Source organism: Loigolactobacillus bifermentans DSM 20003 (genome assembly GCF_001434575.1).
In the GTDB taxonomy this organism is placed as follows: domain Bacteria; phylum Bacillota; class Bacilli; order Lactobacillales; family Lactobacillaceae; genus Loigolactobacillus; species Loigolactobacillus bifermentans.
Genome location: NZ_AZDA01000016.1, coordinates 14,022 through 37,102, shown reverse-complemented (window position 1 = coordinate 37,102; position 23,081 = coordinate 14,022). Strand labels below are relative to the sequence as shown.

Sequence of the window (23,081 nt, the reverse complement as noted above, 5' to 3'; positions counted from 1 at the left end):
ATGGAAACATGGCACCTCCTAGGTTCTCTAAGGTCTATTTTGCTATCGCAAAATCTGATTTCCGGAGGATGACCATTCCCTCGGGCGAAAAGCGCCACGATGGAAACATGGCACCAGCTAAAAGCGCTTGTGTATCTTTGCTGCGCAAAGGTTTTATTTTCGCTGGTTGTCCATTCTGGCGGACGCAAACCGTCACGCCAGAAACATGGCACCTCCTAGGTTCTCTAAGGTCTATTTTGCTTCCGCAAAATCTGATTTTGGAGGATGGCCATTCCTACGGGCGCAACTACCCTCGTAGGCAACATGGTTCCTCCTTGCAAGTTGGCTGCCATTAAAAATGATTTGGCGCCTGAGCTGTTTCCTTTAGTATACCGCGTTGTGGCAAGGCTGCAAAACAACATCATTTACAAATTTACCGTTCTCTTCAAGTGAGGGTTACTTTTCTTTAAAAGTGGGCTATGATAGAATATCGTGTAGATGTTTTTTTGTTTTAAGCGCAGGGCAATACGAGTTGACTGTGTTACGACTGTCTGAGATGACGACAGTCTGCCAAAAAAGAATTTTTTGCGCAATCAAGCGACTTTAGGAGGTTTTTGCGATATGGCAGTTCATATCAAAACACAATATGGTACGATTGATATTTCAAACACAGTGATCGCCACTGTGGTTGGTGGTGCCGCAACAGACGTTTACGGTATTATCGGTATGGCAAGTAAAAATCAAATTCGCGATAACTTAAATGAAATTTTACGCCGTGAAAATTATGCTCGCGGTGTGGTGGTACGCCAAGAAGAAAATGGTGTGGCCATTGATGTTTATATTATGGTGGGCTATGGTACGAAGATCTCAGAAGTCTGCCGTAATGTTCAAAGTAAAGTAAAATACAATTTAGAAACTATGCTTGGCGTTTCGGCAAATTCCGTGAACGTCTTTGTTCAAGGTGTGCGCGTTTTACCAGATTAAAGCACACCTCTGATGAGGCTTGACGCTTCATTGTTAAGTATGAAGGAGGATTAGTTTTGGAAGTAACCGAAATTACAGCAACCATTTTTCAAGATATGGTGCGAACCGGTGCACATCGGTTAAATAAAAATGCTGAATTTGTCAATTCATTAAATGTTTTCCCAGTGCCAGATGGTGATACTGGGACCAACATGAGTCTCTCATTTGGCAGTGGCGCCAAGGCCGTTAACGAGTCTACTGCGGACAGTGTTGGCGACCTGGCCCAAAGTCTCGCAAAAGGACTCTTAATGGGCGCACGGGGCAATTCTGGCGTGATTACGTCACAATTATTCCGTGGCTTTGCTAAAAGTGTGGCCACAAAAGAAACGTTATCAGCGGCTGACTTTGCAGCAGCGTTTGTTGGTGGGGTTGAGACAGCTTATAAAGCGGTCATGAAGCCAGTTGAAGGGACGATTTTAACTGTTGCGCGTGAAGCAGCGCGGGCTGCCCGTGATACGGCTAAAACCAGTGATGATGCTGTGTTGGTTTTACAAGAAACTTTAGCGGCTGCTAAAAAGGCCTTGGCCAGCACGCCAGATCTATTGCCTGTTTTAAAAGAAGTTGGGGTGGTCGATTCTGGTGGGCAAGGCTTGGTTATGATCTATGAAGGCTTTTTAGAAGGTCTGTCTGGTGAAGTGAGCGCTGATGATTATCAACCAAATGAAGGCGAAATGGATGAAATGGTTAATGCCATGCACCATCAAAGTGTTCAAAGCCAAATTGCAACTGACGATATTCAATATGGCTATTGTACTGAAATGATGGTCGGTTTAGGACAAGATGGCGCCACGGAAACCTTTGAATACGAAGCATTTCGGAATCATTTAGACGGGTTAGGCGATTCATTGTTGGTGGTTAACGATGATGAAGTCGTCAAGGTCCATGTGCACACTGAGCATCCAGGCCAGGTATTAAGTTACGGGCATCAGTTTGGTTCAATGTTGAAAATTAAAATTGATAACATGCGGATCCAGCATGAAACAATTCTTGAAAAGGATCAGGCTGAAGCAACCAGTGAACCGCATGATTATGGAATTGTGGTAATCGCGTCTGGTAAAGGTGTTGCGGATCTCTTTAAGAGCCTTGGGGCAACTTATATCTTAAATGGGGGTCAGACGATGAACCCTAGTACGGCTGATATTGTTGATGCCATCAATGCAGCCAATGCAAAACGCGTCTTGATTTTGCCAAATAATGGGAATATTTTATTAGCGGCTAAAGAAGCAGCTAAAGTCGTTGATACGCCAGTGGCAATCGTGCCAAGTAAGACGATTTCTCAAGGGATGACGTCTATGTTAGCTTTTAATCCTGGTGATGAATTGGACGCCAATCAAAGTAATATGACGGCTAGTTTGGCAGATGTGGTTAGTGGTCAAGTGACGCAGGCCATTCGGGACACCACCATTGATGGGTTAGCCATCAAGAAAGATGATTATTTAGGTATTATTGACGGTGATATTAAAGTCACCTTGCCAGATCGTCAGGCGGCAACCTTAGCGATGATCAAAGCCATGTTAGACGAAGATAGTGAGATCATTACAATTTTAGTTGGCGAAGGTGGTATTCGGAAAGAAGCCGAGGCGATTGCGACTGCGTTAACGGATGATGATGAAGACTTAGAAGTCGAAATTCATGATGGCGGTCAACCGGTTTATCCCTATTTAGTTTCAGTCGAATAAGTGACGCAAAAGGCGAAATGAGTGCTTAGTCACACCAGTTTCGCCTTTTTTGATGACAGTGGGTCAAGGTTAAAGAAAGGGGGGTCCGTTATGCCGAGTTTACAAGATCCAATCACTGTATTAGCCGGTGTCGGGCCTAAAAAAGCCCAAGCATTGCAAGAATTGGGAATTGCCACCGTCGATGATTTATTGCACTACTATCCCTTTCGATATGAAGACTTGAAAGTCAAGGCCATCAATGAAATCGGTGATCAAGAAAAAGTAACGTTAAAAGGCCTGATTATTAGTGAACCAATCGTCAGTCGTTTTGGTCGCGGTAAAAATCGGTTAAATGTTCGCTTGATGATTGACCGGGTGGTGGTGATCGTTACATTTTTCAATCAGCCTTGGTTAAAGGAACGCTTTACCACTGGGGCTGAGGTAGCTGTTTATGGGAAATGGGATGCGAAGCGTAAAGGCTTAACGGGTATGAAAGTATTAGCGGTGAAAACCGATGAAGATCCGGGCTTTGCCTCGATTTATTCAGTGAATAAGCATATTCGCCAACAAACGCTGGTTCATTTAATTAAACAAGCGTTTGACCAGTATCGTGATTTAATTGTGGACTGGGTGCCTGCCTATTTACGGCAAAAGTATCGGTTACTGCCAGAACGGGTCATTGTCGAAGCGATGCATTTTCCTGCTGATGTGCAGGCCGCACAACAAGCTCGGCGTAGTGCTATTTTTGAAGAGTTTTTTCTGTTTCAATTGCGCCTGCAAACTTTAAAACGTCAGGCCACACTTGGTGCGCAAGGGCAAACTGTGGCGTATAACAATCAGCAATTACGGGCTTTTTTAAGCACCTTACCATTTGAACTCACGCGAGCCCAAAAACGGGTTACCAATGAAATTTGTCGTGATCTCAAAAGTCCTTATCATATGAATCGCCTTTTGCAGGGGGATGTTGGTAGTGGGAAAACCATTGTGGCAGCCACGGTGATGTACGCCACCGTAACGGCAGGCAAACAGGCCGCCTTAATGGCACCGACTGAAATTTTAGCTGAGCAACACTACCATAACTTAAGCCGGCTGTTCAATGATTTTCCGGTTCAGATCGCGTTATTGACCAGTGCAACAAAACCAAAAGCGCGCCGAGAAATTTTGGCGGGTTTAGCGGACGGAACCGTCCAAATGATCATTGGCACTCATGCGCTGATTCAAAAGGACGTCCAGTTTGCGGCATTGGGATTGGCGATTACTGATGAACAACATCGTTTTGGTGTGAATCAGCGGCGGATCTTACGGGAAAAAGGCCAACAACCTGACGTGCTGGCAATGACAGCAACGCCAATTCCACGGACTTTGGCCATTACCACTTATGGTGAAATGGATGTGTCGACGATTGATGAATTACCAGCAGGCCGGCAACCGATCCAAACGCAATGGCTGCGTTCTAATCAAGAACAGTCTGCTGTAGACCTAGTGCGTCAAGCACTGCAACAGCACCAGCAGGCTTATGTGGTCACACCACTGATCGAGGCTTCTGAAGTCATGGATCTGAAAAATGCGCAGGCGGTTTTTGAACGCATGCAAGCCCAGTTTGAACCAGATTATCGGGTCGGTCTTTTGCACGGCCAAATGAGCAACGCTGAAAAAGATGATGTGATGCAACGTTTTAAAGCCGATGATTTCCAAGTATTAGTCGCGACCACTGTGATTGAAGTTGGGGTGGATGTGCCCAATGCCAACATGATGATTATTTTTGACGCTGATCGATTTGGATTATCACAATTGCATCAGTTACGCGGTCGGATTGGCCGAGGGCAAACGGCTGCCACCTGTTTATTGATTGCTGATCCTAAAAATCAAACGGCGATTGAGCGTATGCAGATCATGACAGAAACCAATGATGGGTTTAAAATTTCGCAAAAGGATCTGGAACTACGCGGCGCTGGCGACGTGCTCGGTCAACGCCAGTCTGGCTTGCCAGAATTTAAAATCGGTGACCCGATCAACGATGTGCGCATTTTAGAAGTGGCACAGATCGAAGCCCAACAACTGCTGTCTGAATCTTTAGGCACTGCTGCGGAACGCCAGGTACTGGATCAGTATTTACAACATTATCAACAACGCGACCAAACATTAGATTAAATAAGGGTCGAACCATTTAAAAAGTGAAATAAGATTTTGCGACAGCAAAATAAACACTAGAGACCTTAGGAGGGCCATGAGTCCTGCGGCGTGGGTTGACGCCACAAGACTGGTCATCCTTCGGAAATAAGATTTTGCGATAGCAAAATAAACACTAGAGACCTTAGGAGGGCCATGAGTCCTGCGGTGTGGGTTGACGCCACAAGACTGGTCATCCTCCGGAAATAAGATTTTGCGATAGCAAAATAAACACTAGAGACCTTAGGAGGTTTTTTATGAAAATTGCCGTTGATGCAATGGGTGGCGACAACGCCCCACAAACGATTATTGCTGGGGTAGAACGTGCCCGAGATGCGTTTTCAGATTTGGAATTTTTACTTTATGGTGATGAACAACAAATTCAAGCTGAAATTAAAGATGCCACACGGTTAACAGTCGTCCCGACGAGTGAAGAAATTTTGGATACAGAAGAACCCGTTCGTGCGGTTCGTCGAAAAAAAGATGCGTCTATGGTCGTGGCTGCTCGTGCAGTTAAAGAAGGCCAAGCCGATGCCATTTTTTCTGCAGGGAGTACCGGTGCGTTATTGGCTTCTGGTTTATTCATTATCGGCCGGATCAAAGGGATTCAACGCCCAGGCTTAATGCCCACGATGCCAGATTTTAAAACCGGCGGTCAATTTAATATTTTAGATATTGGTGCGAATGCGGACTCGAAACCGGAAAACTTGTATCAGTATGCAGTGCTGGGTAACTATTACGCTAAAAACATGCGTCAAATTGAAAAGCCACGCATTGCCTTGTTGAATAATGGGACTGAACCAGAAAAAGGGGATTTGGTCCATAAAGCGGCCTATCAGTTGCTTGCAGGTGATCCGGAATTAAACTTTATTGGTAATATTGAGGCCCGTGAGCTATTAAATGGTGTAGCAGATGTGATCGTCACGGATGGCTTTACCGGTAATGCGGCTTTGAAGTCAATTGAAGGCACGGCCATGGCTATTTTAAGTTTATTAAAGCGCACGATTATGAACAGTGGCTTAAAAGGTAAAATTGGCGGGGCACTTCTGAAAAGTGATCTTGGCGTCATGCGGGATCAATTTGATTATTCGCGTTACGGTGGTGCCGTCTTACTCGGCTTAAAGGCGCCTGTGGTTAAAACGCATGGCACAGCTAGCCCAGAGGCAGTTTATTACACGATCAAACAAATTCGTGATATGTTAGCCCAACATGTGGTTGAAGATGTGGTCACTTATTTTAGTGAACATCAATTGGCAAAACGACCAGAATAGCGTAAACTGTTACCGATTCATTATTCTGAGATAATAAGGGGAATTAACCATGGACGAAAAAGAAATTTATACCAAAATTGCACAACTGATTGAAGATCGGTTTGAATTAAAACCAGAACAGATCAATGAACAACTTAACTTCAAAACAGATTTAAATGCAGATTCAATTGACGTCGTTGAATTTGTATTGGAATTAGAAGATACGTTTGGTGCTGAGATCTCAGACGAAGATGCTGAAAAATTGGCAACCGTCGGGGATGCTGTGGCATATATCAAAGCGCACCAAGCTTAATTCGTTTGCGTTAGGTTGTGAGGGAAGCTTATGGAAAAACTCAAAAACCGATTGGATGCTTTTTCAGATGCGATTATCGCCATTATTATTACAATTATGGTCTTAAATGTGCCGCCAGTTTTACAGGATTCGTGGGGGCACTACTTGCTATTAGGGAAGCATATTGGTATTTTCTTGATCAGTTTTATTTTTGTGGCAAATATGTGGTACCAGCACGCCACGGCATTTGGTGAGATTGAAACCATGACGTACCGAATTTTAATCGTTGATATGATTTTTTTGGCGTTTTTGTCGCTGATACCATTATTTACCAGCATGATGGCTTCAAATACCACGCGTGTGACCGTCATTCTTTACGGTGTTTTGCAATTTGTGGTGAACTTGTTGTTTCGTTATTTGGCGAAAGTCATTATTCATTTGGAATATACAGACAAGGCAGCTATGCAAAAGGTCTATGTTAAAATTTATGGGAATGCCAATCACTGGTTGGATATTTTAGCGATTTGGGATCTTGTGGTCGCTTGGTTCTTGCCGGAGATTGCTTTGATCTTCTACCTGGCTTATCCGATTTTAATGTTCTTGTTGAATTCATCGGCACGGCAGGACATGTACGACGTGGCCAATTTGCCAGAAGAACAACAGCAAGATGTGGCAACGTTTAACCATACTGAGCTGAAGGATTTTCATAAAGCACAACAACAGATCATGACTGACACGACGGCAACGGCACCAAACTGGACCAAGTGGCTGGATCAAAGCATTGACCCAAAACGGCGTCAACGCATCTTACAACGTTATGGCCGTTCAACACCAGAACAGCAAGCGCAGTTGCAACAATGGTTTAAACAACATAAGCAACAGCATCAATCTTGGCCACATTAGCGGGCAGTTTAAAGCTTCTGAACGATTTTTGTTCAGGGCTTTTTTTAATAACTTGTGTGAAATCCTTTTTGAAGTTATGGCGCAAGATATTGGGAATTTTCAGTAAATAGGGTATAATAATACTGGTATATTATGCCAATGAAGCTCGTTAAAAAAGAAAGAAGGTTAATGAATTTGAATCCAGAATTTTTAAAAGAATTAAAAACACGTTTTCAAATTGTTTTTTCGGATTTAAGTTTACTTGAAGAGGCCTTTACGCAGTCCTCTTACGTTAATGAACACCCTGAGCTGAAGTTACAGGATTATCAGCGCATTGAATTTTTAGGGGATGCTGTGATGGAATTGATCGTCTCAGAGTATCTTTATAAAAAGTACCCGAATTATCCTGAAGGAAAATTGACACGCTTACGTGCAGCAATCGTCTGTGAGGATAGTTTTAGTGCTTTTGCCCGCGAATGTCATTTTGATCAGTACATTCAATTAGGTCGCGGCGAAGAAATGAACGGTGCCCGTGATCGTAATTCGTTATTATGTGATATTTTTGAAAGTTTCGTCGGGGCATTGTACTTAGATCAAGGTCGCCAAACGGTGGTGCGGTTTGTGCAACAAGTTGTTTTCCCAAAGGTGGAAGCCGGCCGTTTTTCATACGCCATGGATCACAAAACCAACCTGCAAGAATGGCTACAAAAATCAGGTGAAGTCGATATTACGTACCGCTTAGTTGGTGAGCCAACAACGAGCAACAATCAACAGTTTACAGTTGAAGTTGTGGCGCAGGATCAGATCTTAGGAACCGGTCAAGGCCATAATAAAAAGGCTGCGGAACAAGTTGCTGCTGAAACAGCATTAAAGAAACTACAGAAACGTTAGCGAGGTCCTCTTTGTGCAACTGAAGACACTTGAAATTGTCGGTTTTAAATCATTTGCGAATCGTACGGTTTTACACTTTGATCATGGGACAACTGGTATCGTTGGCCCAAATGGCTCTGGCAAAAGTAATATTAGTGAAGCGATTCGCTGGGCGTTAGGGGAACAATCTGCGAAAAGTCTACGTGGCGATAAAATGGCTGATGTGATTTTTGCAGGATCTGCGACCCGGCATCCCTTAAATCGTGCGACGGTGACGTTAACGTTTGACAACCAAGACCACACCTTATCAGACCAGCATGATGAAGTCGAAGTTCAACGTGTGCTTTATCGGGATGGTTCATCAGCCTTTAAGCTTAACCAAAAAAATTGTCGCTTAAAGGATATTGTCAATTTATTTATGGATTCCGGCCTCGGTCGTGAATCCTTTTCCATTATTTCACAGGGAAAAATTGCTGCCATTTTTAATAGTAAGCCGGAAGACCGCCGTGGGTTTATTGAAGAAACAGCTGGCGTTGCCTTATATAAGCAACGTAAACACGAAGCGGAACTTCAGTTAAAAACCACTGCGTCAAATTTAGAGCGGGTTTCTGATATTGTGACAGAATTGTCCCAACAAATGGAGCCGCTTAAAGAACAAAGTAGCATTGCCACCGACTACCTACAACAAAAAAAGCAGCTCGATCAGGTGACAAAAACATTATTGGTACGGGAGATCACCGAAAAAGTAGCCGCTAAAAAGGATCAGCAAGTGGCGTTGCAACAAGTTGCCACGCGTTTGAAACAAGCACAGGCAAATGAGCAAACCTTTCAAACCCAGCTGACACAAACTAAAAAAGAGCAGCAGGCACTACAACAAGTACTTGATCAGCAACAACAACAACGAGTTGAGTTGACCCAGCAGTTGGCGCAGTTAAGCAATGAGAAAGACTTAGCCGGTGAGCGACGACAAGTGGCGAAGGAACAATTAGCCACGTTAACCACTCAGGTGCAACAGGCCCAGCAAGCGTTGACAACAGCGCAGACAAAATTTGCCAAGCAGGCAAAGGCCTTACAACAAAAGCGCCGTGACCTGCAACACCAGCAGCAGGCTTTAAAGACGACGACACAACAGACACAGACACAAACGCAACAGTTAGCTGCCACGATTAAGCAACAGCGCGATCAGTATATTGATCAACTACAACAGCAAACCACGTTGCACAATGAGGCGGGCTATTTAAAGCGCCAGCTCGCGCAGCTGGCACAACAGTTGACTAAAACTGGCGTCACGGCATTAGAGGAACAAGCTGCCCAGTGGCACGAAAAGAAGCAGCAGGCGCAACAGCAAGTGACCACGCTACAGCAACAACGGCAGCAACGCCAGGCCCAGCTAGCGGCAATCAAACAGCAGGTGATACAACGGCAGCAACAGTTTGAACAAGCCCAGCAAAATTGGCTTCAGGCACTTAAAATCAAGCAAAAAGCAGATGCACAATTAGCAAGCTTAAAAGAAATGCAGGCCAGTTACACCGGCTTTTACAATGGGGTCCGGTTATTATTACAGCAACGTGCTACCTTACCGGGCTTAATCGGTGCCGTTACAGAACTGATCCAAGTCCCAAGTCAATACTTAACAGCGATTGAAATCGCCTTAGGGGGTCAAGCACAGGCCTTAGTCACGGATACGCAAACCGTCGCGCAGCAAGCCATTGCATTATTGAAGCAAAAGCATGCCGGTCGGGCGACATTCCTACCGTTAGATGCCTTGCAGCAACGGCAGTTGACGGCTGCACAACTCGCACAGGCGCAACAACAAGCAGGTTTTTGCGGGTGTGCCGTTGACTTGATCACTTTTAAGGCTCAGGTTGCACCTGCATTACAGTATTTGTTAGGGCGAGTCCTTGTGGTGGATACGTTACCGCATGGTGTTGCTTTGGCAGATCAGTTACGCCATCAGGTGAAAATTGTGACACTAACAGGGGATGTTTTAAACCCAGGCGGTACCATGGTCGGAGGCAGTCATAAATCCCAGAATCGTTTATTGGCACAGCGGCAGCAACAAGCTAAGTTAGAACATGAGTTGCAAGCGATGAATCAAGCTTTAGCCGAAAAAGAGCAAGACTTGAACCAGCTTAAAGCGCAAATCGCAACAGACCAGGCACAAGTCACAACGCTTACCACACAGGCGGAACAACTTGGTCAACAGGTGATGACACAGACAACGGCGCTGGCAACTTTAAAAGAACAGGTCCAGGCTTTTGAACAGCGCCAACGCGCGTTGACCTTTGAGCAACAGCAAACGAAGGATCAACAGGTTAAATTAGAACAACAACAAGCTGAAAATCAGCACCAGCAAACACAACTGACGGCAACAATGGCAACCACCCAAGCCGCATTAACAGCTGCTGAAACGGCGTTGACCGCCGTACAACAGCGGCAGGTCACCACGCAGGAACAACACCAGCAACGTCAAACGGCAGTAGCAGTGGCGCAGGAACAAGTGCAACAACTTGAAACCGGCCAAGCGCAATTGGCTACAACGATTCAACAAGCGACGAATCAATTGCAACAACAGCAGGCCAAACAAAAAACGTTAACGCAACAAGTGGCTCAAAATAATGGGCATCATCAAACCACCCAACAAGAATTAAAAGCGTTGCAGGCTAAATTGACACAATTAACGGCAACTGTCCAGGCTAAACAAGCCCAGCGGACGACTTTTGATCAGCAAGTGACGCAACAAGAGCAACAACTGGCGCATGCGCAGTCGAGCAGTCAGCAAGAGCGGGGCAGTGCGGTGCGGTTGCGGACGGCGATTGAACAATTTGATGCGGGCATTAACCAGGCTCTGACACAGTTAAGCCAGGACTATCAGTTAAGCTATGAAGCTGCACAAGCGGAGAGCTTAACCACAGCAACGGCACCGTTACGCCAACAAGCAAAGCTCTTAAAACGTGGCTTGGCAGAGCTAGGCAATGTGAATTTAGGGGCAATTGACACCTATCAACAGTTGAAAAAGCGTTATGACTTTTTAAATGCGCAACAGGCCGATCTGCTGGAAGCACAAGCACAATTGGACCGTACCATGCATGCCATGGACCAAGAAGTGGCACAACGGTTTATGACCACGTTTGAGGCCACTGCCAAAGCGTTTGCGGCACTTTTTCCAAAGATGTTTGGCGGCGGTCAAGCCACCTTGAAATTGACGTCACCAGAGGCGCCCTTAACCACAGGCATTGATATTATTGTTCAGCCGCCAGGTAAGAAACTACAACAGTTAAGCTTGTTGTCAGGTGGGGAACAGGCCTTAACGGCAATCACATTATTATTTGCGTTAATCGAAGTGCGGCCGGTGCCACTATGTATTTTAGATGAAGTTGAGGCTGCTTTAGATGAGGCCAATGTGGTGCGCTTTGGGAACTTTTTAAAGCATTATCATCATCAGACACAATTTATTGTGATCACGCATCGTAAAGGTACGATGATGGCCTTAGACGTCTTATACGGTGTTACAATGCAAGAATCAGGGGTTTCAACGGTGGTTTCTGTCTCCGTTGAAGCTGCTATGGAGGCGACAAATTCATGATCAAAATGATCGCATTAGATTTAGACGGTACCTTGCTAACCAGCGCTAAAACCATTGATGCGCTAACGGTTCGGGTCTTACAACAATTGAACCAGCAAGGCGTTAAGATTATTCTGTGTACTGGGCGGGCACTTGCCGCCATTCAACCTTATTTAACCCAATTGGCATTAACGCAACCCGATGATTTTGCATCAACGTTTAACGGCGCGTTGGTTCAATCAGTCGATGGCCAACAAACGTTGCAACAAATTGAATTGACAAAAACAGCCATGGCACCGATTGTCAATTTTGCACAAACTGTGGCTTGGCCGTTGGATGTGCTGGATTTTCAACAGGTTTATCATTTAACAGAACTTGGACCGTCACGTTATCAACAAATGAATCCCAACTTGATTTTTGATCAAACCACTTATCAAGCATTGGCGACACAACCCTATAGCAAAGTTGTCATTGCCACAGATCAGGCTAAAATTGCCCAGGGACGGCAACACCTGACAGCTGAGTTGATGGCAAACTTTAATATTGCTTCGTCACGAACGGACCTACTGGAATTTGTGCCCAAAGCGGTGACAAAAGCGGCTGCGTTAGATACATTATTGGCGCACTTTGGTTGGACGCGAGCTGAATTAATGGCTTTCGGTGACCAGGCGAATGATTTAAGCATGATTGAATCTGCGGGGATCGGTGTTGCCATGGGGAATGCCATTCCAGAAGTGAAGGCCATGGCCAATGCGGAAACGGTCACCAACGATGAAGCCGGTGTTGCGAAATTCTTGCAACATTATTTTGATTTGACAGATTAGAAGGGATGATGACAAATGGGGTTATTTGATCGCATTAAGCGGGCATTTGGTGGTAGTGAAAAAGAAACCGAAGTGACCCAATCCGAACAAAAATATGATCAAGGCTTGGCGAAAAGTCGGAAAACGTTTGGGGAACGGCTTAATGCATTATTTGCCAATTTTCGTTCCGTTGACGAGGACTTTTTTGATGATTTGGAGGAAACGTTGATTGGTGCCGATGTTGGCTTTGACATGGCAGTTGAGATCACAGATGAGTTGCGGGAAGAAGTCAAGTTACAAAATGTAAAGGAACCCACTGAAGTGGCGCAAACAATTGTCCAAAAGTTAGTCGATCGGTATGAACAAGACGGCTCTAATGAACAAAACGCCATTCGCTTTGCATCAGAAGGACCAACTGTGATTTTATTTGTTGGGGTTAATGGTGCTGGTAAAACCACTACGATTGGCAAACTAGCCCATCAGTACCGCCAAGCAGGGCATAAAGTGTTATTAGCAGCAGCTGATACCTTCCGGGCGGCAGCAACCGAACAATTACAAGTGTGGGGCGAACGAGCGGATGCGCCAGTTGTTGCTGGTAAACCGCAAGGCGACCCTGCAGCGGTGGTCTATGATGCCGTTGAACGCGCCAAGGCAGAAAACTATGATATTTTATTAGTTGATACAGCTGGTCGTTTACAAAATAAAGTAAATTTAATGAACGAATTGGATAAAATCAAGCGGGTGATCACACGTAGCATTCCGCATGCCCCACAAGAGGTCTTGTTGGTACTGGATTCAACCACTGGTCAAAACGCACTGATCCAAGCCAAAGAATTTAATGATACCACCCAAGTCACCGGTATCGTACTGACGAAGTTGGATGGTACCGCAAAAGGCGGGATCGTGTTAGCCATTCGTCATGAGTTACATATTCCAGTGAAATTAGTCGGCTTAGGTGAACAGATCGATGACTTGCAAGACTTTAAACCCAATGAATTTGTTTACGGGCTGTTTAAAGATTTGATCAAAGCTGATTATCAAATCGATGTTGCGGCATCTGATACACCAGATAAGTAAAAAAGGGTACAAAAAAACTGGCTCATTGCGAACCAGTTTTTTTAATTAAGCTTTTGCTTTTTTAGGTGAACCAACACGACCGAGAATTAATTGTAACACGATCAAAACCACGTTGATCCAGTTGTTAATGAAGAGCCAATGAGTTTGTGTAACAGCTTGTGAGGATGAAGCTAATGCCCACTTGATGAAGCCGTTATCACCATAGGCCCACTGAAGTAAAATACCGAAAATAAGAGCAAAAATATTTAAAAGCATAAAGCCCCAAAGGTTACCGCGTTCACCAGTTGCTAAGAACTTTAGTGAGAACACGACGTTCCAAATTAGCCAGACGGCTAGGACAATGACGCCACCCCAATAAATAATCACTGGAACCATTCGCTAAGACCTCCTTTGTCTTTCTAAACACATTTTACCAGAATATGTCTAACTTGCAATAGGAATCTGCTTACATTACTGTTGTAGCAAGCATCATGTAATGCTTGTCACGACAGTGTTTCTTGCTGGTGTAGCGGTTTTTAAGGGTAGCTTGTTCAGCATTCACCATGTTGGCGGATAAAAGCTTTTTATTTTTCTGTTGGCAGCCTGAAAACGGTATGATTATTTTACAGGAATAATTGACGAATAAGGTCAAAATAGGTTAATCTAAAGCAGTGACTAACAAAAAGTGAATGGGGAGACGCTCATGGAGATTTCTAAAAATGATCGCGTAAACTCACTGTTTGAATTTTACGGTTCTTTATTAACCAAAAAACAATATCAATATTTACAGCTTTATTATGCGGATGACTACTCCTTAGGTGAAATTGCCGAGGAATTTGCTGTTAGTCGGCAAGCTGTTTATGACAATATTAAGCGAACTGAAAAAAGTTTAGAAGCTTATGAACAGAAGCTTAAGTTGTTGGCAACCTTTAAGACCCGCAATGCGGCGTTGGATCGGTTGACAACTTACGTGAAAACCAATTATGCGCAAGATAAAACCTTGGCCCAACTGGTACAAGAGTTGGCCCATGATGAAGAAATTTAGAAACGGAGTCGGTGTGAAATGGCATTTGAAGGGTTAACGGAACGATTACAAAACGCAATGAGCAAATTGCGGCGCAAAGGTAAAATCTCTGAGAGCGATTTAAAAGATGTGATGCGCGAGATTCGGCTTGCGTTATTAGAAGCCGATGTCAATTTTAAAGTTGTTAAAGATTTTGTCAAAACCGTACGGGAACGCGCTTTAGGCAGCGATGTGCTGGAAAGTTTAACACCTGCACAACAAATCGTGAAAATTGTTAATGAAGAATTAACGAAATTAATGGGTGAAGAAGCCACCCCTTTAAACAAAGCACCCAAGATCCCAACGATCATTATGATGGTTGGGTTACAAGGGGCTGGTAAAACCACCACGGCTGCTAAGTTAGCAAAATATTTAAAGGCCCAAGAAAAAGCAAGGCCATTATTTATTGCAGCCGATGTTTATCGGCCAGCCGCCATTCAACAGTTGCAGACAGTTGCCCAACAAGTTGATACACCTGTTTTTGAGCTAGGCACTAATGTGGATCCACGCGAAATCGTTAAACAAGGGCTCGCAGAAGCAGCTGAAAAGAAAAATGATTATGTGATCATTGATACGGCCGGTCGGTTACAAATTGATGAAAAGCTGATGCAGGAATTAAAGGATATTCAGGCGATTGCCCAGCCCAATGAAATTCTGTTAACGGTCGACGCCATGACCGGGCAAAATGCAGTGAATGTTGCGGAAAGCTTTAATGAGCAGCTGGCAATCACCGGGGTTGTGTTAACCAAGTTAGACGGGGATACCCGTGGCGGGGCAGCGTTGTCCATTCGTGCTGTAACCGGGAAACCGATCAAGTTCACCGGGCAAGGTGAAAAGCTGGATGCCTTAGATGTGTTCCATCCGGATCGGATGGCGAACCGGATCTTAGGCATGGGTGATATGCTGACGCTGATTGAAAAAGCACAAGAAGATTATGATGAAAAAAAGGCCGCTGAGCTTGCTGAAAAAATGCAAGAAAACACCTTTGATTTTAACGATTTTATTGATCAATTAGATCAAGTGCAAAAAATGGGTGGGATTCAAGATATTTTGAAAATGATGCCAGGGATGAACAATGTCCCAGGGTTAGATCAAATTCAAATGGGTCCTGAAGAAATGGGCCATATGAAGGCCGTGGTTTATTCCATGACCCCAGCAGAACGGCAGGACCCTGATCTGTTGAATCCGTCTCGTAAACGGCGTATTGCCGCTGGTTCAGGGCGGCCCATTCACGAAGTTAATCGGATGATCAAACAGTTTATGGAATCGCGTAAAATGATGAGTAAAATGTCTAACGGGAACTTTTCTGGGATGGATCAAATGTTTGGCAAAGGCATGTCAGGGCGTTTAGGCAAAATGGCAATGAACAACATGGTTCGGAAACAAAAGAAAAATAAGCGCAAGCGCATGAAAGCTTTGCGTCGTCGTAAATAGTGGTAAAAAAACTGCCAAGGCATTTTTCAACGCCTTGGCAGTTTTTTTAACCAGCAAAGATCATTGTGTTGCGGCCAGTTAAGTTTAAATAATATAAAAAGAGGACAATGCCATTGATCAACAATGAAAATAAAATAAGCGCAAAACGAATGGTTAAGTAACGATAACCTTTAAACGTATAATCGTGTTGTTGTTTGCGTGGGCCGCGGTAGGCAATCGTCAAGCCTAGACACAATAGGACGACAAGGACTTGACCGCTGAACCCCAATAAGAAGCGGCTGTGTGTGAGCAGTTGGCTTTGCCAATGGTATAAGCCAACTGCAAGGACATCTAAAATAATCGCAATTAGTGGCATCACGGCACCGCCATTAAACGAATTTAACGGCAGTGCCGTAAGCCGCAACCGATTGCATATCACTGCTGATGGCACTGGAGTCAAACCGCATCATGACCACCGCATCAGCGCCCATTGCCGCAGCATTGGCGCGCAAGCGTGTGACAGCTTCTTGCCGGGCATCATCTAACATTTTAGTGTAATCTTTGATCTCACCGCCAACAATATTTTTCAAGCCGGCACCGATGTTACGGACGATATTTTTAGACTGGGTGGTTAAGCCGAACACTTCACCGATCACTTCATAGGTTTGACCAGGAATTTGTTCGGTGGTAGTTACCAATAATTCTGACATAAAAAAGCCTCCTTGTAAGGTGTTTGCTAAAAGTCTATCATAGTCCGTATCGTTTGAACATCCGCTTTAAAACGTCAGCCAAAAATTAATTAGGACTGTAAAGCAAAAAAGCTTTACAACGTTCCCAATAACTGGTATATTTATTAGCGTTGAAAAGAAACAAGGAGGTGCAAACCAAACATGGCTGTTAAAATTCGCTTAAAGCGCATGGGCTCAAAAAAGCGCCCATTCTACCGGATTGTTGTTGCTGATTCACGTTCACCACGTGATGGCCGTTTCATTGAAACTGTCGGCACATACAACCCATTAGTAAACCCAGCTGAAATCAAGTTGGAAGAAGATACAATTTTAGACTGGTTAGAAAAAGGTGCTCAACCTTCTGATACAGTTCGTAACATCTTATCTGATCATGGCATTATGCAAAAATTGCATGAAGCTAAATACGCAAAAAAATAAGGATAACGATTGATGACAAATGTGAAAGAACTGATTTTAACGATTGTTCGGCCACTGGTCACGTATCCCGATGAAGTGTTGGTCACGTTTCGGGAAAGCCAACACTTTCTTGAATATGATCTACAAGTAAACAAAGCAGATATCGGTCGTATTATTGGTAAGCAGGGACGTGTTGCGCAGGCGATTCGGACAGTTGTTTATAGCGTTAAGTCAGCTGACAATAAACGCGTACGGCTCAATATTATTGAATAGTTTCAGAGCGTTTGAACTTTTGAGTCCAAGCGCTTTTTTTGATGAGAAAGGAATCGAATATGGCGGAAGCATACTACAATGTTGGCAAAATCGTCAACACACACGGGATTCGCGGTGAAGTGAAGGTCTTGTCAATGACAGATTTTCCAGAGCAACGGTTCGCCCCAAAGTCTCGGCTATCTGTGGTTCAAAAAGGACAGCGCCAAACGCTAACCGTGTCCAGTTATCGGCATCAAAAGACTTTTGAACTGATGACATTTAAAGAAATCCCCACGTTAACTGAGGCCGAAACAATCAAAGGCTTGACGCTGCAAGTGGCGGCTGCTGATCAGCAACCTTTGGCACCAGGTGAGGGGTACTATTACCACGATATTATTGGGTTGACGGTGATCAATCAGGCAACGCAACAGTCGTTAGGAACGGTAAAAGAAATTTTAAGTCCAGGTGCAAATGATGTTTGGGTGGTGCAACGGCCACAACAAAAAGACTGGTTATTGCCCTATATTCCGTCAGTGGTGTTACAAGTTGACCTTGATGCGCAGCAAGTGATCATTGATTTACCAGAGGGGCTGATCGATGATGAAGATTGATGTATTAAGCTTATTTCCAGGGATGTTTGATGGTGTTTTAAATGAATCGATCATTGGGAAAGCGCAAGAACGTGATTTATTGGATATTCAAGTGACAGATTTTCGGCCTTACTCTGATGACGTGAAACACCATACGGTTGACGATTATCCGTATGGCGGTGGTGAAGGGATGCTTTTAAAGCCGCAACCCTTGTTTGCGGCAATGGCTGATTTAGACCAAAAGCGGCCAGGCCCGAAACGGGTGATCTTATTAGACCCAGCTGGTACGCCATTCACTCAATCTGTGGCGCAAGACTTGTCAAAAAGTGATCATTTAGTGTTTATTTGTGGGCACTATGAAGGCTATGATGAACGGATTCGCGAATTGGTCACGGATGAGATCTCATTAGGCGATTATGTGCTGACTGGTGGTGAATTAGGCGCCATGGTGATCATTGATACCACGGTGCGCTTGTTACCAGGAGTACTGGGCAATGATCAGTCGGCTGCTAATGATTCCTTTGCCACCGGCCTGTTAGAGTATCCACAATATACGCGGCCAGCGGATTTTGAAGGCCGCAAAGTCCCTGACGTGCTGATTAGTGGCAACCATCAAAAGATTGATCAGTGGCGCTTAAAACAAGCCATTAAACGGACCTATTTGCGGCGGCCTGATTTGTTAGACAAAATGAAGTTGACGCGCGAGCAGCAGGACTTGTTGTGGGAAATCCAGGACGAGTTAAAAGGCATTGACTAGCGCAGTATGCTAAAATTATACTTTACAATTATTCGTACAAATGATAACATAATTAATTGTGATATTAAGTCACGATCACAATATTCCGCTGTCAAGGTTTGATAAGAATATTTGTAGAAAAGGAGAGTTTTTAATGAACCCATTAATTGCAGAAATCACAAAAGAACAATTACGTACTGATATTCCAGACTTCCGCCCTGGTGATACTGTTCGTGTTCACGCCCGCATCGTCGAAGGAACACGTGAACGTGTTCAGATGTTTGAAGGCGTTGTTATCAAACGTCGTGGTACTGGTATCAGCGAAACTTATACGGTTCGTAAGATCAGTAACGGTGTTGGGGTTGAACGGACATTCCCGATCCACACACCACGTGTTGATAAGATCGACGTTCTCCGTCATGGTAAAGTACGTCGTGCGAAGTTGTATTACTTACGTGCATTGCATGGTAAGGCAGCTCGTATTAAAGAAATCCGTAAATAATTTGGACTTTTTAGACACTAACGTTGTGCAACGTTGGTGTTTTTTTTTAACTTGTTAGCAAGTCCGACTTTGAAAATAGGCTCATCTTCTGTCAGCGTAGAAGATAGGCCTGTTTTTCGATTATGCTCGATTTTTGAAGGTAACAAGTGGTAATATTAGGCTAAAGAGCAGTTATTTTGGCTGTGTGTAGAAAGTAGGATTTTGAAATGCAAGCCTTTATCGTGATGCAAGGACGAACTTATCAGGCAGAAAAGCAAGCAGGTTTGATCTGGACCTATTTAAAAGACCGTCAAGGCCAAGTGCCGCCGACTTGGGCCCGTCTCAAAACAGTCAAACCCGACGATGTGATTTTTCACTATGTGGGTGGTGAAATCGTGGCCATGAGTCGTGTCCTTGCACCTGCAGAACAGCGACGACTACCAGTGTCACTGGCACAGGCGTTAAAGTTAACGCAACGGCCGCAAATCCAGCAAGTTGCGTTGCAGTATTATCCGTTGCATGAACCCCTTGTGATCCAGCAGATATTACCTTTGATCGCGCCTTACTTTCCCAAACAACATGCGGCCTTTCAGCAAGATGGTAATGGGAATCAAGGTTATTTATACCCTTGTTATAGCCCGCTTTGTCGTGTGTTGATCGATCAGATAGAGGCTCGTTATTTAAAGCCTGCCCAACAACAATTACGGCTAAGTATGTCCAATGTGGCCTTAAATGAGGATCCTGTTCTACGCTTTTTGTTACAAGTTGATCTACTTGATCGCCAGCAAGAAGTCACGGTCCAGCAACAGTTTCGTCACAATGTGTGGCAAACACAAGTCCATCAGTGTGCGTTATGTGGTATCGAAACGCCGTATTTATTAGTTGCCGCCCGGTTTAAACCACGTCAAGATTTGGATGATCTGACGGCAGCACTGGCTGATAATGGTATTTTGTTGTGCCGTAATCACGCGCAATTACTGGCGCACGGTCTGATTGGTTTTTCACGTGGGGGTTATCAATTAACGGCCGCACAATTGCCATTTTTAGAGCGACAACGGTTGCTTTCACAGCCGCAGCGCTTAAATTTAACCCCGGCACAGCGGGTGTTCATGAACTGGCATCGCAATTATATTTTTAAAGGATAGGAAGGAAGCTTATGCGACATTTTTTGAAAAGTATCGTAGCGTTAGGTACCTTATTAGTTTTAGCTGGCTGTGGGCAACTAAAACTAACGACTACCAAAACACAATATCGGCCCACCCAAATGATGACGGTGATCAAAGGACAGGCCAGCCATGGTGCTCAGTTAACTTACCAGCTCAATGGGCAGCAACACACGCTAAAAAATAATAGTGGTCATTTTGTGTTATTGGTGCCTGCTAGTGATCGGCAACAAGCCGTGCGCATTAAGGCGACCCAAGGCGGCCAGCAACAATTGAAAACAGTCCATGTTACGCGGCAACCAGCAATCACGAGCTACGCAGCCTTGGCACTGAAATACAATGGTGGCTTAGCACAAATGCGATTGACAGCGCCACAATTGCCTCAAAAAGCGGCGACAGGTATTCATACTGCAATTCAGACGACGGCTTATCAACTGCGATTAAATGTGCAACAGCAACAGGTGATCAATGCAGCCTTTATTGTGCCCCTGAAGACCATGAAACAAACGGCCGGACAAAAGGCTTTTGGGACCACTTTTTCGTTGGTATCGGCTGCGCTAGGGGCCAATAGTCAACAAGTGCTGAAAGATTTTCAAAAAGGGATTAAAAATCAGCAAAAAGATCAAACCACCTTTAAAACGATTCGCTCTAATGGCATCACTTATAATGTGAGTTTTTCGAAAACACAACTTTATATTTATTTAGCCCGTGACGAAGGCTAGCGTTTATCAGGAATTTCCATTTTTATGGGGATTCCTTTTTTAAAACATGATATCAAATCATTCCGAAATTAGTGGTAGATTATATTGACATAAGCTGCGTTGCTTGGTATATTAAATTTGATATCAAAGTAATATCAAAGAGGTGACTTGCTTTGGATGATAAGCCACAAGAAAAGCGCTTTTTGTTGCGAATGGATCAACGGTTGTACGACGAGTTGGCACAGGCAGCGGCCCGGGAACGTCGCAGTGTCAATGCTTATATCATTAGTATTTTACAACAGCCCCAGAAAAACACGTTTGAAAAGCGCCAAATTATTGGCCAAGTCGTATCAGGGGCGACTTTAAATCAAACGAACGGCTTGGTACAGGTCGGTGGGATCTATTATCGTTATTTGATCAGTGATCGCCAGCCAATCAATGATACCGCGCAATATGCCATCATCGAAGCCAACGGCAATATCTTAACGTTACAACAGATTTAGTGATTTTGGAGGAGGAAAAATTATGCCATTTGGAATTAAGATCGTACCACAAAACAATCAGGGATTAGTCGAAACATTGGGAAAATATCAACGAAGTGTCGACTCAGGTTTACATATTTACATTCCACTGGTTCAAAAGATCCGTAAAGTTAGTTTAGCGATGGAACCATTGTCTTTGCCAAATTATTCGATTATTACCAAAGATAATGCGGATGTGTCTGCTAGTTTGACCTTGAATTACCATGTGACAGATGCTGTGAAATATCAGTATGAAAATACAGATTCAGTTGAGTCCATGGCACAATTGGTACGAGGCCACTTGCGGGATATTATTGGTCGGATGGAGTTAAATGAAGCCCTGGGGTCAACGGCGAAGATCAATCAAGAATTGGCGTTAGCCATTGGGGACTTAACCAATACTTACGGCATCAATGTGGACCGAATCAACATCGATGAATTGACACCGTCTCATGCCATTCAAGAGGCCATGGACAAACAGTTAACGGCTGATCGGGAACGTGTTGCAGCAGTTGCCAAAGCAGAAGGGGAAGCCAAGTCGATTGAATTGACCACCAAGGCGAAAAACGATGCGTTGATGGCGACTGCAAAAGCCGAGGCTGATGCGACTAAAACGCGCGCAGATGCAGAACGCTACCGAATCGACACCGTTCAGGCGGGGTTGGCCAATGCTGATGATAAGTACTTCCAGAACCAATCGATCAACGCCTATGCAGACTTAGCGAAGTCAACCGCCAATGTAGTGGTTGTGCCAACGGATAAAGCAACCGATTTTGGGAACTTACCGGCTGCTGGCGAATTATTTGGTAAAGGGCTTAAGAAATAGTGTTTTTGAAGTAAGAGGTTCATGAAGTCCTGCGGGGTGAATTTCCCCCACAAGACTGGCAATCCTCCGAAGTGAAATTTTGCGATAGCAAAATCTAACCTTAGAGATTTTAGGAGGTCCATGAGTCCTGCGGGGTGAAATTCCCCCACAAGACTGGCAATCCTCCGAAGTGAAATTTTGCGATAGCAAAATCTAACCTTAGAGATTTTAGGAGGTGTCACAAAAATGGGAACATCACAAACTGAAGCATGGCGTGTTACGGCTAGACAGACGATTCACGCGCTGTATCAACTGTTGGCTCAGCGGCCTGATCAAACAGCAGCTTTGCTAGATATTCGCGATGTTTTGCTACAAGTTTATCGCAAATTGGAAACGAGCAAACGGCCTGAGATTTGGGTCAATCGGCTCATCAACTATATTCGTAATGCAGCCATTAAAGACCACATCTATTTTCCAAAAGAACAAGAAGCATTAATGCTGGTCTTAGGTGAAATTGGTCAAAAGGCTGGTTTTAACGGCCAATATCGGGCAGATTTTTCTGATAAATCGCAGTTTTACAGCTTAACGGAAACAATGCCGCGGCATTAACTTAAAAGACCACTTGGATCAGCATGCACATTAGTGCACACTGATCCAAGTGGTC

The 23,081-nt window shown here is 44.3% G+C and carries 26 protein-coding genes; 23 read left to right on the top strand and 3 right to left on the bottom strand.

Annotated features, from left to right (window positions below; all coding sequences use genetic code 11):
• The 11 genes from FC07_RS16145 to ftsY form a co-directional block, all read left to right on the top strand.
• The coding region (locus tag FC07_RS16145; RefSeq protein ID WP_235807446.1) for a hypothetical protein at nt 1-335 on the top strand (335 nt) is incomplete at its 5' end.
• A 265-nt stretch (nt 336-600) separates the two neighbouring features.
• Nucleotides 601-963, top strand: a complete 363-nt coding sequence (locus FC07_RS03130; RefSeq protein ID WP_057903667.1) for an Asp23/Gls24 family envelope stress response protein — start codon at nt 601-603, stop codon at nt 961-963.
• A 56-nt stretch (nt 964-1,019) separates the two neighbouring features.
• The gene (locus FC07_RS03125; protein WP_057903666.1) at nt 1,020-2,681 is read left to right on the top strand and encodes a DAK2 domain-containing protein; all 1,662 of its coding nucleotides are present in this window, start codon (nt 1,020-1,022) and stop codon (nt 2,679-2,681) included.
• A gap of 90 nt (nt 2,682-2,771) precedes the next feature.
• Nucleotides 2,772-4,811: an ATP-dependent DNA helicase RecG gene (recG, locus tag FC07_RS03120; protein ID WP_057903665.1), complete on the top strand. Its 2,040-nt coding sequence runs from the start codon at nt 2,772-2,774 to the stop codon at nt 4,809-4,811.
• A gap of 275 nt (nt 4,812-5,086) precedes the next feature.
• Nucleotides 5,087-6,100 carry a phosphate acyltransferase PlsX gene (gene plsX / locus FC07_RS03115; protein ID WP_057903664.1) on the top strand — a complete coding sequence of 338 codons (1,014 nt, stop codon included), beginning with the start codon at nt 5,087-5,089 and terminating at the stop codon, nt 6,098-6,100.
• 49 nt (nt 6,101-6,149) lie between these two features.
• Nucleotides 6,150-6,392: an acyl carrier protein gene (gene acpP / locus FC07_RS03110; RefSeq protein WP_057903663.1), complete on the top strand. Its 243-nt coding sequence runs from the start codon at nt 6,150-6,152 to the stop codon at nt 6,390-6,392.
• A gap of 30 nt (nt 6,393-6,422) precedes the next feature.
• Nucleotides 6,423-7,274 (top strand): TMEM175 family protein, encoded by an 852-nt coding sequence (locus tag FC07_RS03105; protein ID WP_057903662.1) that lies wholly within the window; start codon nt 6,423-6,425, stop codon nt 7,272-7,274.
• 168 nt (nt 7,275-7,442) lie between these two features.
• A complete protein-coding gene (gene rnc, locus FC07_RS03100) occupies nt 7,443-8,144 on the top strand; it encodes a ribonuclease III (RefSeq protein ID WP_057903661.1) in 702 nt (233 codons plus the stop codon).
• A gap of 13 nt (nt 8,145-8,157) precedes the next feature.
• Entirely contained in the window at nt 8,158-11,709 is a 3,552-nt protein-coding gene (smc, locus tag FC07_RS03095) for a chromosome segregation protein SMC (RefSeq protein WP_057903660.1), read from the top strand.
• A complete protein-coding gene (locus tag FC07_RS03090) occupies nt 11,706-12,512 on the top strand; it encodes a Cof-type HAD-IIB family hydrolase (protein WP_057903659.1) in 807 nt (268 codons plus the stop codon). The genes smc and FC07_RS03090 overlap by 4 nt, the downstream gene beginning before the upstream one ends.
• A 15-nt stretch (nt 12,513-12,527) precedes the next feature.
• Nucleotides 12,528-13,568 (top strand): signal recognition particle-docking protein FtsY, encoded by a 1,041-nt coding sequence (ftsY, locus tag FC07_RS03085; protein ID WP_057903658.1) that lies wholly within the window; start codon nt 12,528-12,530, stop codon nt 13,566-13,568.
• 45 nt (nt 13,569-13,613) lie between these two features.
• On the opposite strand, the gene FC07_RS03080 is transcribed toward ftsY, so the two are convergent.
• Nucleotides 13,614-13,943, bottom strand: coding sequence for a hypothetical protein (locus FC07_RS03080; RefSeq protein WP_057903657.1), 330 nt, complete (start codon nt 13,941-13,943; stop codon nt 13,614-13,616).
• Between the two features lie 307 nt (nt 13,944-14,250).
• Between FC07_RS03080 and FC07_RS03075 the strand changes: the two genes are divergently transcribed.
• Together FC07_RS03075 and ffh are read left to right on the top strand one after the other, a co-directional pair.
• The gene (locus tag FC07_RS03075) at nt 14,251-14,592 is read left to right on the top strand and encodes a putative DNA-binding protein (RefSeq protein WP_057903656.1); all 342 of its coding nucleotides are present in this window, start codon (nt 14,251-14,253) and stop codon (nt 14,590-14,592) included.
• Between the two features lie 18 nt (nt 14,593-14,610).
• On the top strand, nt 14,611-16,044 hold the full coding sequence (gene ffh / locus FC07_RS03070) for a signal recognition particle protein (RefSeq protein ID WP_057903655.1): 1,434 nt from the start codon (nt 14,611-14,613) through the stop codon (nt 16,042-16,044).
• Between the two features lie 46 nt (nt 16,045-16,090).
• Here the strand turns inward: ffh and FC07_RS03065 are convergent, their stop codons facing one another.
• Together FC07_RS03065 and FC07_RS03060 are read right to left on the bottom strand one after the other, a co-directional pair.
• The gene (locus tag FC07_RS03065) at nt 16,091-16,399 is read right to left on the bottom strand and encodes a hypothetical protein (protein ID WP_057903654.1); all 309 of its coding nucleotides are present in this window, start codon (nt 16,397-16,399) and stop codon (nt 16,091-16,093) included.
• A 13-nt stretch (nt 16,400-16,412) separates the two neighbouring features.
• Nucleotides 16,413-16,733, bottom strand: coding sequence for a heavy metal-binding domain-containing protein (locus tag FC07_RS03060; RefSeq protein ID WP_057903653.1), 321 nt, complete (start codon nt 16,731-16,733; stop codon nt 16,413-16,415).
• Between the two features lie 180 nt (nt 16,734-16,913).
• Between FC07_RS03060 and rpsP the strand changes: the two genes are divergently transcribed.
• The 10 genes from rpsP to FC07_RS03010 all read left to right on the top strand — a co-directional run bounded on the left by rpsP (nt 16,914) and on the right by FC07_RS03010 (nt 23,026).
• On the top strand, nt 16,914-17,189 hold the full coding sequence (gene rpsP, locus FC07_RS03055; RefSeq protein WP_057903652.1) for a 30S ribosomal protein S16: 276 nt from the start codon (nt 16,914-16,916) through the stop codon (nt 17,187-17,189).
• A gap of 12 nt (nt 17,190-17,201) precedes the next feature.
• On the top strand, nt 17,202-17,441 hold the full coding sequence (locus tag FC07_RS03050; protein WP_057903651.1) for a KH domain-containing protein: 240 nt from the start codon (nt 17,202-17,204) through the stop codon (nt 17,439-17,441).
• A gap of 59 nt (nt 17,442-17,500) precedes the next feature.
• Entirely contained in the window at nt 17,501-18,031 is a 531-nt protein-coding gene (gene rimM, locus FC07_RS03045) for a ribosome maturation factor RimM (protein WP_057903650.1), read from the top strand.
• Nucleotides 18,021-18,767, top strand: a complete 747-nt coding sequence (gene trmD, locus FC07_RS03040; RefSeq protein ID WP_057903668.1) for a tRNA (guanosine(37)-N1)-methyltransferase TrmD — start codon at nt 18,021-18,023, stop codon at nt 18,765-18,767. Before rimM ends, trmD begins: the two co-directional genes overlap by 11 nt.
• Before the next feature lie 133 nt (nt 18,768-18,900).
• A complete protein-coding gene (gene rplS / locus FC07_RS03035) occupies nt 18,901-19,248 on the top strand; it encodes a 50S ribosomal protein L19 (protein WP_057903649.1) in 348 nt (115 codons plus the stop codon).
• Nucleotides 19,249-19,454: 206 nt separating this feature from the next.
• Nucleotides 19,455-20,372, top strand: a complete 918-nt coding sequence (locus tag FC07_RS03030; protein ID WP_057903648.1) for an HNH endonuclease — start codon at nt 19,455-19,457, stop codon at nt 20,370-20,372.
• 11 nt (nt 20,373-20,383) lie between these two features.
• Nucleotides 20,384-21,112, top strand: a complete 729-nt coding sequence (locus FC07_RS03025; protein WP_057903647.1) for a hypothetical protein — start codon at nt 20,384-20,386, stop codon at nt 21,110-21,112.
• A 152-nt stretch (nt 21,113-21,264) separates the two neighbouring features.
• Nucleotides 21,265-21,594: a type II toxin-antitoxin system antitoxin gene (locus FC07_RS03020; RefSeq protein ID WP_057903646.1), complete on the top strand. Its 330-nt coding sequence runs from the start codon at nt 21,265-21,267 to the stop codon at nt 21,592-21,594.
• A 22-nt stretch (nt 21,595-21,616) separates the two neighbouring features.
• Nucleotides 21,617-22,438, top strand: a complete 822-nt coding sequence (locus tag FC07_RS03015; protein ID WP_057903645.1) for an SPFH domain-containing protein — start codon at nt 21,617-21,619, stop codon at nt 22,436-22,438.
• Nucleotides 22,439-22,663: 225 nt separating this feature from the next.
• Nucleotides 22,664-23,026, top strand: coding sequence for a bacteriocin immunity protein (locus FC07_RS03010; protein ID WP_057903644.1), 363 nt, complete (start codon nt 22,664-22,666; stop codon nt 23,024-23,026).
• The last annotated feature ends 55 nt before the right edge of the window (nt 23,027-23,081 follow it).